This window comes from Pirellulales bacterium (assembly GCA_035499655.1).
GTDB lineage: Bacteria > Planctomycetota > Planctomycetia > Pirellulales > JADZDJ01 > DATJYL01.
The window spans coordinates 1-13,376 of the sequence record DATJYL010000244.1 but is presented as its reverse complement, the minus strand read 5'-3'; the positions used below and the strand labels follow the sequence as shown (position 1 = coordinate 13,376).

Annotated in this window: 6 protein-coding genes and 1 tRNA gene; 3 read left to right on the top strand and 4 right to left on the bottom strand. The window is 51.6% G+C overall.

Annotated features, from left to right (window positions below; all coding sequences use genetic code 11):
* From VMJ32_19115 to VMJ32_19105, 3 genes are all read right to left on the bottom strand, one after another.
* Nucleotides 1-4,449: chitobiase/beta-hexosaminidase C-terminal domain-containing protein (locus VMJ32_19115; GenBank protein ID HTQ41102.1), on the bottom strand; the 4,449-nt coding region annotated here is incomplete at its 3' end.
* 529 nt (nucleotides 4,450-4,978) lie between these two features.
* On the bottom strand, nucleotides 4,979-7,513 hold the full coding sequence (locus tag VMJ32_19110; protein ID HTQ41101.1) for an ATP-binding protein: 2,535 nt from the start codon (nucleotides 7,511-7,513) through the stop codon (nucleotides 4,979-4,981).
* An 87-nt stretch (nucleotides 7,514-7,600) separates the two neighbouring features.
* The gene (locus VMJ32_19105; GenBank protein HTQ41100.1) at nucleotides 7,601-8,587 is read right to left on the bottom strand and encodes a YfiR family protein; all 987 of its coding nucleotides are present in this window, start codon (nucleotides 8,585-8,587) and stop codon (nucleotides 7,601-7,603) included.
* Between VMJ32_19105 and VMJ32_19100 the strand changes: the two genes are divergently transcribed.
* Together VMJ32_19100 and VMJ32_19095 are read left to right on the top strand one after the other, a co-directional pair.
* Nucleotides 8,537-10,591, top strand: coding sequence for a TonB-dependent receptor (locus tag VMJ32_19100; protein HTQ41099.1), 2,055 nt, complete (start codon nucleotides 8,537-8,539; stop codon nucleotides 10,589-10,591). The genes VMJ32_19105 and VMJ32_19100 overlap by 51 nt on opposite strands.
* A gap of 85 nt (nucleotides 10,592-10,676) precedes the next feature.
* Nucleotides 10,677-11,261, top strand: coding sequence for an immunoglobulin domain-containing protein (locus tag VMJ32_19095; GenBank protein ID HTQ41098.1), 585 nt, complete (start codon nucleotides 10,677-10,679; stop codon nucleotides 11,259-11,261).
* Between the two features lie 372 nt (nucleotides 11,262-11,633).
* On the opposite strand, the gene VMJ32_19090 is transcribed toward VMJ32_19095, so the two are convergent.
* Nucleotides 11,634-11,719 (bottom strand) — tRNA-Tyr (locus VMJ32_19090).
* A gap of 213 nt (nucleotides 11,720-11,932) precedes the next feature.
* On the opposite strand from VMJ32_19090, the gene ffh reads away from it, so the two are divergent.
* Nucleotides 11,933-13,279 carry a signal recognition particle protein gene (gene ffh / locus VMJ32_19085; GenBank protein ID HTQ41097.1) on the top strand — a complete coding sequence of 449 codons (1,347 nt, stop codon included), beginning with the start codon at nucleotides 11,933-11,935 and terminating at the stop codon, nucleotides 13,277-13,279.
* The last annotated feature ends 97 nt before the right edge of the window (nucleotides 13,280-13,376 follow it).

Here is a 13,376-nt window from a genome sequence, read left to right as displayed (position 1 = left end):
GCTGACAACGACGTTATCTTCAAAATCCACAAGTCCGTAAAATGTGGACGTTGCGGTACTCGGATCCATATCGTATCGGTAAGCACGCGCGGTGAGTGTTTCAGTATTAGTGAAGAGAATTGGATCCGAATAGATGAGCGTGTTGATGTTGGTATTCGGGTCTGATCCATCCAATGTATAGCGTATGACGGCATTGCTGGTGTCGGAGCTAATGGTGATAAGTGTGCCGTTCGTGAGGGGTCCCGTGGCTGGACTGAATATCGGAGCCTTCGCCTGTTGCAGAGTAAAGGAGGCGCTTTGGATGGCGCTGCTGAGGTGATCAGGAGCCACAGCAAAAGCTGACAAGGTAAAATCTTGATAAATTATGGGCGGTACAGAATAAACCGCTGAGTTAGAGGTCGGCGTCGAGCCGTCGATTGTAAAGTAAATGGTTGCACCTGGAGTCGCACAGGAAATCGAAATGGCACTGCCATATGCAACCACCCCTGAAGGTGGGCTGAAAACAGGAGTCGCGGTTTGGACTAATTGATAAAAAGTACTTTGGACCGCGCTATTCAAGTAACCTCCAGCGGCAGCCATAGCATTCAAAGTGGTCCCACCATTGAGTGTGATTGGGCTGGTGTAAATCGCGGAGTTGGTGTTTGGCGTACTGCCGTCCAAAGTGTAATAAATGACGGCACCTGTCGTGGAACAGGTAATGGAAATGCTGGTTCTGTTGGTGATTGGTCCCGATGATGGACTGAAGGTTGGAGTTGCTGCTTGTGCAAACGAATAAGTAGCGCTGGCAACCGCGCTATTGCTATAACCAACGTCGATGCCCACAGCCTTCAATGTCAATCCCCCACTCAAAGTTATCGGTCCCGAGTAAATCGACGAATGTGTCGTCGGTACCGTGCCATCCGTAGTAAAATAGATCACCGCTCCTGGTGTAATCGTGCTGATCTGGACCGGGGTGTTGTTGGTGATTGGACCTTGCGGGGGATTAAAAATGGGGGTGCCCACCTGAAATGTAAAAATGGCGCTGGCCACTGCACTTGGACTCAGATCCGATCGGAAAGCACGGAGTTTGTTGGTCGTGCCGCTGCTGACCTGTATAGCACCACCCGAAACTACAATCGGATCAGATTCTGTCGGGTCCAAGCCATTGCTGGTATAATGAATTATCGCACCGGGCGTCGGGCATGTGGCCGTTACATGATCGGCGTTTACGATTCCATTTGGCGGAGAAAAGCTTGGAGCCCAGACTTGAAGCGAATCCTGGATCTGATAGATTATGCCCCGGTAATAATCCGCAAAGTAAAGATTACCCGGGTCGTCCTCGCCAAAGGTGCTGATTTGAAAACTCGAAGATGAATACGGCGGATTCAGTAACGGGAAACTTTGCCAATTGGTCTCAACTTGTTTCAGCCCCCAGATCCAGCCAAACGAAAAGTCGCCGTAAAAATATATTCCATTCATGCGTGGCTGGGTTGGCCCGCGATAAACATACCCGCCAATTACGGCACCACTGCCGTAAGGATCGTAAGGACTAGATATATGACTGTAAGCGCTCACCGGCAACGTCAGGGCGACAAAGTTTGTGAATCCGGCCGGCACGATGTAGTTGGAGTATCCCTCCATGATCCGCCAGCCGTAATTCTGAGCGCCCGGAGAACCTGCCGGCTGAAAGTCAATCTCTTCGTAGAGATTCTGGCCCACATCACCTATGTAAAGATCACCCGTCAGGCGGTCGAAAGAGAATCGCCACGGATTACGCAACCCTAACGCCCAAATTTCCGGCACATAATTCGTATTGCCAACAAAGGGATTATTCGGGGGCACGGCATAAGGGGACGCGCCACTTTCAACATCGATCCGCAATAATTTGCCCAGCAGCGTGGACGTGTTCTGTCCATTATTCCGTGGGTCGCCCTCGGACCCACCGTCGCCGACACCAATGTAAAGATAGCCATCAAGCCCAAATGCTAATTGTCCGGCGTTATGATTGTTAAAGGTCGTGGATGGGACCGGCTTCGAAATTACTTTTATGATTTGCTCGCTGTTGGGATCGGCAATATTTGAGTTGGTCGAAGTCACGAAGAACCGTGAAATGACCAGCGCACCATCAGGTTTGCGAGTATAATCGACATAAAAATGACCATTCGTCGAGTATCCGGGTGGAAAGGCCAACCCCAACAAACCTTGTTCAGCCCCGCTACTTAAAATACGGGCAGAGATATCCAGGAACGGCTGTGTCAGAACGTTGCTGCTCTTGACAATCCAAATGCGACCGCTTTGTTCAACAACAAACAATCGCCCACTATTGTCCCCCCCATGCGCGATTACATCAGGATGATTGAAGGTGTTTGCGACAATTTGGGTAAATCGCAGGGAAGGCCAATCTGCTGCCTGAGCAGACGGCGCGAAGATCGCCTGGATGTTGTTCGTCTGGCTCATGGTTACCGTTAAAGGATTGTTCGTGCCACTGGCGTCTCCTTGCCAGCCAGCGAAGACCCACCCGTTGCTGGCTGTGACAGACAGCGTCACCATGCTGCCAACCGGATAAAAGGTGGGGCCAGAAATGGTCTGTCCATTCGCCGTCACGCTGCCGCCGATCGGCGTGCCCATGGTGAGTGGATATGCCGTCTGCACGAATACCGCCTGTACACTGCGCGGCCCATTCATGGACAAGCTCAATGGATTTTGATTCCCGCTGGCATCCCCTGTCCAGTGATCAAAGATCGAATACTGTGTTGCGTACGCCGTCAGCACCACGATGCTGTTGCTCGGGTAAAGCGCACTGGCCGGAGCGGCTCTGAGGACGCCGCCGCCAATGACTGAAGTTTGCAGAATGTATAGGGGAACTACCTGCACGACCACGGAAGGGGCTTGAGACGACTGGGAGAAATCGTCGTTCACTCCCAAAACGTTCACCACCGCTGAATTGGTCAACGTGAATGGTCCGGCATAGGGCGTTGAGTTGGTCGTCGGAGTGCTGCCATCCAGCGTATAGTATATGAATCCGCCTGGATATCCGCCGGAGAGGGTCACCACTGCAGAGCTGAAAGCCGTGATGGTCCCGACGGCAGGCTGGCCATTGACCTGGATGCTCGGAGCACCATACGGGAGCACTTGCAGGACGGCGTTGCTACTGGTGGCCATGCCAAAACGATTGCTCACGACCACGGCATAAATGCCGGCATTGGTTAATTGTGAGTTGGTGAAAAGCAAAGACGAGTTGGTGGCACCCGGAAGATTCGTGCCGTAAAACTGCCATTGGAAACTTAGCGGTGCAGAATCTGTTGCCTTCACGACGAAGCTGGCTGAGACACCCTCTTCAATGCTCTGGCTTTGAGGTTGGCTGGTAATCATTACAAGATAGGGAGTGGCATTTGTGAGAACCGAAAGCGTGCTGTCATTCACGTTCGCGCTGATAAGATCCAACTTGCCATCGCCGTTGACATCCGCCGCCGTAACAAAATAAGGTCCGTTGCCGACACTGAGCGTCGTGCCGACTGTAAAGCTAACCGCGCCATTGTTGGTCAGCACTGAAAGGGTGCTGCTCTGGTAATTCGCGCTGATCAAATCCACCTCGCCGTCTCCGTTGACATCGGCCGCGACGACCCCCACTGGAACGGAGCCTACACCAGGCGACGAAGCCAGTACAAAATGACCGCTGCCGTCATTGGTGAGAACCGAAAGCGTGTTGGCACCAGAATTCGCGCTAACCAAGTCAATCTTGCCATCACCGTTAACATCTGCAGGGACCACAGCGAGTGGATTAGCACCTACGCTATAGGTTCCGGAAGTCACCAAGCCCCCTCTGCCATCGTTGGTCAGTACTGAAAGCGAATTGTCATAGTAGTTCGCGCAGATGAGGTCTAATCGGCCATCCCCGTTCACATCTCCTGCAGTAAGCCCAATCGGCGCGGAACCTACGATATAAGTGCCAGAGCCCACAAAACCACCCGTCCCATCGTTCGTGAGCACTGATAAGGTGTTGGCAGCCTGGTTCGCGGTGATCAAATCTGGCTTGCCATCCCCGTTGACATCCGCCGCCGTCACCGTCTGCGATCCTGCACCTACAGGATAGGTACCGGAGGTCGCGAAACCACCGCTCCCGTTGTTTGTCAGTACCGAGACCGTGTTGTCACCAGGGTTTGCGGCGATCAAATCCACCTGGCCATCGCCGTTGACATCCGTTGCTACAACGTAGCGCGCGAACGAACCGACCGGATAGCTGCCGGAAGTCAAAAAACCGCCGCTCCCGTTATTGGTCAACACCGAGAGCGTGTCGGCATTGATATTCGCGCTAATTAAATCCACCTGGCCATCGCCGTTGACATCCGCTGACGTAACTGTTTCCGGTCCTGCGTCCACCGCCGTCGAGGAAGAAAGGTTGAAGGAAGGTTGAGCATCCAAACGGAAGCTGAAAACACAAATCGCTATGGCCGCTAGAGAGGCTTTCACTGGCAGTCCTCCTGGCCAAGGGATGTGAAAAACCCAGGAAATGGACTCGCACAGATTCGCCACGATGCTGACCACAGCTCGGTGCACATTCGCCGCAAAATCTTCTTTCTCATCGGTTTAAAGCAAGGCTTTAACCATTCCAAATGTTCTGAAAAGCGGAGAACTTAACGGACCTCACAGCATCCCTACTACCTCACACGGTGCTAATGCTGTCAATCAAATATTGCTCCTGATAAACCAACATAGGGCGACCAAAGGTTTACCACTCGTCCGGCATGCATGAGCAGGTGAGGCCATGCAGCGGGTAGTGGGCGTCAAGCCTGGGAACTCCGAGAAGACAGCCAGGCACAGTAAAGTAATAATTCTCAGCGTGGGAAAAAGTGTTTGATTCTCCATGACAGCCGACGACAGAAGGCGGAAAACGAATCGATGCTATTGCTCACCACGATAGTGGGATTAGTGCGATGCTTGCTTTTTTGACTAGACCAAAGTGTCCTTGCATTTGTTGTTATCTGCCGGCAAACGAGATTTACCTACGATGTCTCTTTACATCATTTTGGGTAGAATGAAACCGGCTTAATATCTCGCGCAATTCGTGTGATCGCGGCGGTTTGCTAAGGATGCCATCCACTTGCAACGGGACATTGCCATCCTCTTTCATGATCGCACCCCAGCCAGTGAGCATCACGACGGGCGTTGCCGGGGACTCTTGTTTGACTGTTTTAGCGACTTGCCGTCCATCAATGTAAGGCATGCCGAGATCGGTGATGACCACATCGAAAGGGCGTCCGCGATCGCGGGCTAGACGAAATTCGTCCAAACCAGATTGTCCGCCGTCGCTAACCTCGACTTCGTGACCGTCATCTTCGAGAATTTGCTTTATAAGCTCACGCAACATCGGTTCGTCATCAATGCAAAGTATTTGTAGTGATTCGACGGGCGCGCTGCTTTCTTTCTCTTTGTTATTCCCACAGAATTTGGTGCGAACTGGAAAAACCAAACGGAAAGTCGAGCCTTTGCCGAGTTCACTTTGGATTTCAATGTTGCCCCCGTGGCGTTCTAGAACACCATAAACCATTGCTAAACCAAGACCCGTACCGCGCTTGCCCTTGGTAGAGAAAAATGGCTCGAGGCAGCGTTTGCGTGTTTCTTCATTCATGCCTATACCGGTGTCGTTGATTTCCACCACAACTTGTTTTGGATGTGTGCCGCTTTTTTTATACTGGAGAACTCGGGTCCGGACGATGATTTTACCTCCATTTGGCATAGCGTCCACGGCATTCAAAATCAGATTGGTGAGCGCCTCGCGAATTTCACTTTCGATACCGGCGAATCTCGATATGTCTGGTACAAGATCAGTCCCTATTTCGATTGTCACCGCATTCAATTGCGGGATGTCGCGCCAACGCGGACGGGTCATGTCCACGACCTGTTCGACGAGTGTGTTCAGATTCACTTGTTGCAACGGTTCGTTTTCTTCACGCGCACGGTAAAATTCCCGCAACCGCGCAACGATATGAGCGATGTCATCGCCGGCTGTGCGAATATATTTCAAATATTTTTTGCCCTCCAAGTTCAAACCATACCCTGTTTTTAGGATTATGTCGGAAAACCCAACGATGGGTGAAAGGGCATTGTTAACATCATGCGCGATTCCGCTCGCCATCTCGCCCAAGGCCTTGAGGCGTTCCTGCCGCAGTACCGTCGCCTGTGTCTGGCGCAATTCGTTGTAGGCCTTTTCAAGGTCTTTGTGCAAGCGTTCCTGATGTGCGGCCAGTGCGACGTGCTCGCTTAACATGCGGAGGAATTCGCAGTCGCCGCTTTTGAAGTTGTCCACATTCGATCGCGCTGAAATCAGTATGCCGAAGAGTTCTTCCTCCACCATTAGGGGTACGGCTACGACTGAACGCCATCCCATGGTGGCCAGCTTGTCCGCAAATGGCACCGCCACTTTGGCTGTATCGGCTAAATAAACTGTCTGCCCTTGTTCACACAATTGGAAACCGGTTTCCGCTAGGGAAAGCGCTCCGCCTTCGTGCAAATCGAACTGCGTGGCTAGTCCGGTGTCTTTTATCCGTAAAGCTGCCACGTTCAGGGTATGAGATTTGGGGTCGAAGACGACGACCACACCAAAATCGAATCCCATATGATTTTCAAGCTGATTCAAGATTACATTCAGGATGCTGTCGGTGTCCTGCCGATCGGAAATGGCTTGCGTGATTTGGTTAAGTAGACTGATGCGAATAAACTGTTGTTTCAATGACGACTCAGCACGTTGGCGCTCGGCAATTTCTGCAAGCAAATCCCGCGTCCGTTCCGTGACACGGAGCTCAAGCTTGTCGTGTGCTTGTTGCAATTCCGAATCGCGCTGCTGAATCTGATCAAGCATCTCGTTGAAACCGTCAATGAGTTGTCCCAGTTCGTCGCGGCCATGCTTGTTTGCCCGTAGAGAATAGTTTTTTTTGTCAGATACCGCCTTGGCCGTTTCGGCAAGATGAAAGATGGGGCGGGAAATGACACGCTGGAGTAGTGCAGAAAGAAATAGGGTCACAGCCCACGAGGCGAGCATAAGAATCAGAATCATTAACGCATAACGTTCAAATCGCTCGTTGATTTCCTGCAAATCGGACCTTAAATACACCGTGCCAACGAAATCGCCATCCAATCGAATTGGATGGAATAAGACCAGGGCGTTGTGCTCAAAGCGTAGTGCTTCCGGTTCCGGGTGACTGGGCAAGACGACATTCGATTTCTCGACACCAGAATAAGATGCCATTAGCTTTCTATCCTTGTCGTAAAGTGCCGCGGCGACAATGTGCTTTTTGGCACTCAATGCGGTCAGAATTTCCTTCGCCGCGTCCTTGTCACCATAGGTCAGCGCTGCAGTACTCTGGTTACCGACGATCTCAGCCAGCGTTGAAAGATCGCGGGACATGGTTTGACGGAACGTGATGAGTTCATAAGTTGCAAAGCCCACGGACACCAGCAACAAGGCGACCGTGCTGGCAATCATAATGATCACCGTTAACTTCCGCTTGATGGAAATGTCCTGAAATTTGGGCACAATTGTCGTCTTTTAATACGAAGCGTCGGACCTGTCCGGCTTCGACGCTCTGGCCCAAATTGAAGCGATTTCTGTTCCGCTAAAGACTCAATGATTATGCACGGCTAGACTCAATAATTTGGAGCTTATTTTCAACCCAGCTCTTTTAGCTGCGTCGTCATTAATCTGAAAATGAATCTCGTCGTCTTCGATGACGAAATTGATCATGCCGCCAGCTTCGATGAAGTGGTCTGTCTCACTCACCGTGAGGATATTCGTACCGCGCAGGCTTTTTAGAATCTTGGGTAGACGGTGTATTTCTGATGCGCTGATGAACAAAATCTGGCAATTGGTCGCCTCGTTGACCGAACGGATTTCTTCACATCGAAATGGGTGATGGTTGACGGTTTTGTTATGGATGGTCCGCTCCAAATTGTCACCAAAGACGTTCTCTCCCAACACGTCGATGATAATCGGCGAAGTTGGGCTTGCAAAAACCCGAGGGGGCCATTCAACAAATTTTGCGAAGTTGTACAAAAACGCCGCCTTAATCTGATATTCGGTCGGGGACGAATTCTGTGCAGAAGCCCTGAATTCGAGGATAAAAATCAAACCCAAAAACAGGGCAATTATCTTTGGCCACGCACCGTTTTCGACAACCGCTTTTTCCGATAGACAGTAGATGCCATTTTCCCCCGCGGCGGGGCCGAAACCCAATCTGCGGCACGATGAAGTTGGGGGGCCGATTTCTTTTTGTTTGCCGGTCACACAAGGTTGCCTTTTATGACGGCGTATTTGCCTGGCGTTGTCAAGTTCTCCGGTCGCTTTCGCATTTACTGCTTGCAGCCTGCGAAAGGCCGACCACAATTTTTCCGAACAAGATGGCAACAATCGTGCTGGATTTAGGTTGCCAGCATTACTGGCACTGAACCCAATGAATTTACTGGCAATCCTGAAAAGCGCTTGATCAGAGATATGAACAAAAGAAACCTCCTTTTGTCTATCCGGTCGGTGTGCATGCCATGGTGCCAGTATTTTTTGAGCGTGCTGCTCCTCCTGGCTATCAAGGCCAGCGCGGACAATGGCACAAATCAAGCGTTGGATTTAACCAACCCTCCTCTGGTTGCCAATGCGAGCGCAGATAATGGCACGAACCAGACGCGGGATTTGACTGAGCTACCGTTGGAGACGTTGATGCAAATCAAAGTACCGGAAGTCTACAGCGCCTCAAAATTTGAACAAAAAGCCACCGAGGCTCCGGCTTCCACCACCGTCATTACATCGGATGAGATCAAGCGTTATGGCTACCGGACGTTGGGGGACATTCTGGCAAGTGTGCCGGGCTTTTATGTTTCCTACGACCGCGACTACGATTACCTGGGCACGCGCGGCGTCAACCTTGGCGAGGCCAACAACCATGTCTTGCTGCTCGTCAATGGGCACCGCATCAACAACGACCTCAACGATAGTGCGGCCGTCGATACATCGTTCCTTCTGGATGTCGATTTGATTGACCGCGTCGAGGTCATCCACGGTCCGGGATCCGTGCTCTACGGAAACAACGCCTTTTTGGGTGTTGTCAATGTCATTACTCGTCAGGGGAAACAGATCGACGGTGTGGAAACCTCCGGCATGTACGGAAGCTACAATGCCTACTCGGGGCGTGCGACCATCGGCGGCCAATTCACCAATAGCTTACAATTTTTGCTGTCCGGCACGGTCTACAGAAGTGACGGGCAGGAAAATCTGTTTTATCCGCAATACGATACGCCGGCACAGAACAATGGCATCGCACACAATCTGGACGACGACGGCTTTGGCAGTTTTTTTGGCTCGATCAGTTACAGGGATTTCGGTCTGGAAGGTGGGTATATCAACCGTGAGAAGGGAAATCCAACTGCACAATATGGCAGCACATTCAACGACTCGCGATTGCGCACGATAGACGACCGCAGTTACGTCACGCTCAAATACGAACACAAATTCTCGGATACGTTGGATGTTTCCGCCAATGTTTACTATGATCGCAGTGCTTTTGAGATCGGCTACCCGCAACCATATGGCGCCTCGGCACCAGGCACCATCTTTTTTCAACAACAAGAGACCGGCGAATGGGCCGGCGGCGAGGTACAGGTCAACAAAAAAATCTGGGACCGTCATTTGTTTACCATCGGTGGGGAGTTTCGTGATGATTTCAGCCAGAATAACCACGTGTTTCAACTTGAACCCGTGACCGGATTTAGCACTAGCGTATATGATCAACGCCAAAATTATGGCATCTTCGCCCAGGACGATTTTGAAGTGCTAACCAATCTCCATCTCAACGCCGGTATACGCTACGATCAATCTTACGATCGCCTGGATCAGTTCAACCCATCGTGGAGTCCGCGCGCAGCAATCATTTACGATCCATACAGGCAGTCCACTTTTAAATTTATTTACAGTACCGCATTTCGTGACCCGAGCTTTTATGAACTGAGTGAAGCAGCTTCCTTGGACGTTAAGCCCCAGCCCGAAGACATCACTTCTTACGAATTGGTTTATGAACAAGGGATCGGCCGAAATCTGCGCTCTTCTGTTTCCGGTTATTACAACCGCATGAATGACCTTATTGATTTTGAAAATGGAAGTTTCACCAATTTTAATGCCGACACATTGGGCACGGAACTGGCACTCGAAGGGAAGTGGGGCAATGGGATTAGCACGCGGTTGAGCTACACACTTCAGAGCACGGAATACCGCAATACCAGTACCGGTCTGCCAGATTCGCCAGTGCATCTAATCAAACTGAACGCCAATGCCCCGCTGTTCAGAGACAAGGTTTTCGCCGGGCTTGAAATCCAATATACCAGCGAAAGCCACACGATCTTTACTGACCCGACGACTGGCGACACTTTTCTCGGACCGGACTCACCTGGTTATACCGTTGTGAATTTCACACTTTTTGGCCGAAACCTCATTAAAAATCTGGATATCTCGGCCAGCATTTATAACTTGTTGAACAAGACCTATTACCAGCCAGCCTCCAACTTTCATTTTCAAAATGCCATCCAGCAGGACGGGCGTACTTTTCGTGTCAAATTGACTTATCGTTTCTAAATTTTAGGCACAAAAATAGCTTTTAGTGTCTCAAATTATGGGAAGGATGCGCAAGCTGAGTCAGTATCGACTGTACGGGATGTCGATGTATGTGGTTATTTTTGCCCTTTTCGCGGCAAAATGCCACGCACAGATCGGCACACCGCCGGTGATTGCTGTCCAACCTTTAGGGTTAGCTGTCCAAAATGGAGGCACAGCCATTTTAGCGACTACTGCTGTGAGCCTCACGTCAATGAAATTTTATTGGCTTTTCAACGATCAACCGATCCTAACGAATAACACCACCGTTGTTAACGTTAATGTTCCATTGGTTGGCACTGTTAGCACTTTGACGGTAAAAGGTGTTTCTCCCAGCAATGCGGGAAACTACTCAGTGCGGATCGTAAATGGTGTTGGGCCAGTAACCAGCAGTAACGCAATGCTGATTGTCCTAACCAGCGCAGTTTCGAATGTAGTGAATATTGTCTCTACCTCGACACAAATGACGGCCAGCGGATTCAAACTGCTATTATCTGGGCCACCCGGTTCAAATTACATAATCCAAGCTTCGACCGATTTGAAAAATTGGACTTCTATTTCCACCAACGCCGCCCCGACAGGAAGTGTCTCTTATACGGATACCGCAGCGATAAATCTCCCTTTCCGATATTATCGGGCAAAGATGCAATAAATCTCGCGGCATTATTTATTTATAATTGGAATCGCAAGCAACTGCTTCCTGTGTGACCCGTGCCAAGAACGAATGCGATTGGAGGTTCAATCTGTCAGCTGCCTGGCTCGACCGCAACAGTCCAAACTCGCGCCACAATGCCCGCCTTGCTTCGCTGGCTCACGCAAGACGCGCTTTTGACTGCCCGTTGGTAGTGGATTAGTGGTGCCGGACGGAAACCAGGCTCCGCCGTTTGCTATACTTGTCCACACCGTTCTGGACAAGAAGGCAAAAGACGGCACAAGCAAAAAAACGCACGAATCCAAAAAGGAGAAAATCGCAAACACATTGAAAAGATTGAATGAAAGTGAATTTCTCCCCGTGTTTTCAGGGTGGTGGTAGGTGATGGATTCGAACCATCGAAGGCGTAAGCCAGCAGATTTACAGTCTGCCCCCGTTGGCCACTTGGGTAACCTACCGACCGTCCCGGAACGTGGGGAGTGCAGATTAAGCCAAAGCCTTGCGCCTGTCTCAAGTTCAAAGTTCGGCATCAAAAACACGGCGCGCGAAGGGCGCGTAGCAAAAATAAAGTAAAACCCTCGCTTCTTTTGCACCCGTCGCGTTGTTCGCGCGAAATGGTTTTCCGGAAAATTTTTCTCCGCGTCTTTGCGTCTCTGCGTTAATGTAGGAGGATGTTCGACTCGTTAAGCAGCAAACTCCAGAACGCCTTCCGCAACCTGCGCGGGCTCGGGAAAATTACCGAGGCCAATGTCGCCGATTCCCTGCGCGAAGTCCGCATGGCGTTGCTGGAGGCGGACGTGAATTTCAAGGTCGCCCGCGATTTCATCGAGCGCGTCAAGACCAAGGCCGTCGGCGCCGAAGTCGTCCAAAGCATCCAGCCCGGCCAGCAAATCATCAAAATCATCCACGACGAACTGGTGGACCTGCTCGGCTCTCAAAACGCCGGACTGAATTTAAGCGCCAGTCCGAGTTGCCTGCTGATGGTCGGTCTGCATGGTTCGGGCAAGACCACCTCCAGCGGCAAGCTCGCGCGGCTGCTCCAGAAACAGGGCCGCCAACCGTTGCTCGTCGCCGCGGACGTTTATCGCCCGGCGGCCATGGACCAGTTGGAAACACTCGGCAAGCAGCTTGAAGTGCCGGTTTTCGTGAAACGCGGCGAAACGGACGTTTTGAGAATCGCCCGCGAAGCGCTCGATTTCGCGAAAACCAACAACCGCAATATTCTGATCTTCGATACCGCCGGCCGGTTGCAGATTGACGAAGCGCTGGTGCAGGAACTCGTCCGCCTGCGTGACCTGGTGAAGCCGCAGGAAATCCTGCTGGTGCTCGACGCGGCCACTGGCCAGGAAGCCGTGAACGTCGCCACGCATTTCGATCAAGCATTGCAAATCACCGGCTCCATCCTGACCAGGCTGGACGGCGATGCACGCGGCGGCGCGGCGTTGAGCTTGAAGGCCGTCACCGGCAAGGCCATCAAGTTCGCCGGCACGGGCGAAAAGCTCGAGGAATTCGAGCCGTTTCATCCGGAACGGATGACCTCGCGCATTCTGGGCATGGGCGACGTCGTCAGCCTCGTCGAAAAGGCCGCCGAAGCGGTGGATTTGGAGGACGCCAAGCGGCTGGAAGAAAAGATGCGCAAGGGTGAATTTACGCTGGAGGATTTTCTGGACCAGCTGCGCGCGATGAAAAAACTTGGCTCGTTGGAAAGCGTCGTCGGGATGCTGCCGGGCGGCGCGGAGATGTTGAAGCAGCAGGGCGATTTGTCGAAGCAGGAAAAGGAATTCAAGCGGATGGAGGGCATGATTTGCTCGATGACATTGAAGGAGCGCAAAAGCCCGCAAATTCTGAATGCCAACCGCCGCCGCCGCATCGCCGCCGGCAGCGGTGTCAGCGTGACGGAACTGAACACAATGCTGAACAAGTTCGGCCAGATGCAGCAGATGATGAAGAAGATGGGCAAGCTCCAGAAGATGATGGCCAAGATGGGCGGCGGTTTGCCGGGCATGTTGCGGAGATGAAATTTGTTCCGGGTTTGCTGTAAAACCGAATAGAAAATGGACGCGAGCAAAATTAAATCCGCGCTGGCCGACATCACTGCCGAGCAAGACCCGACGC

Bases quoted from the DNA above. Each gene is read 5' to 3' on its own strand.
- VMJ32_19095 (HTQ41098.1), top strand. From the start codon at position 10,677: ATGTATGTGGTTATTTTTGCCCTTTTCGCGGCAAAATGCCACGCACAG.
- ffh (HTQ41097.1), top strand. From the start codon at position 11,933: ATGTTCGACTCGTTAAGCAGCAAACTCCAGAACGCCTTCCGCAACCTG.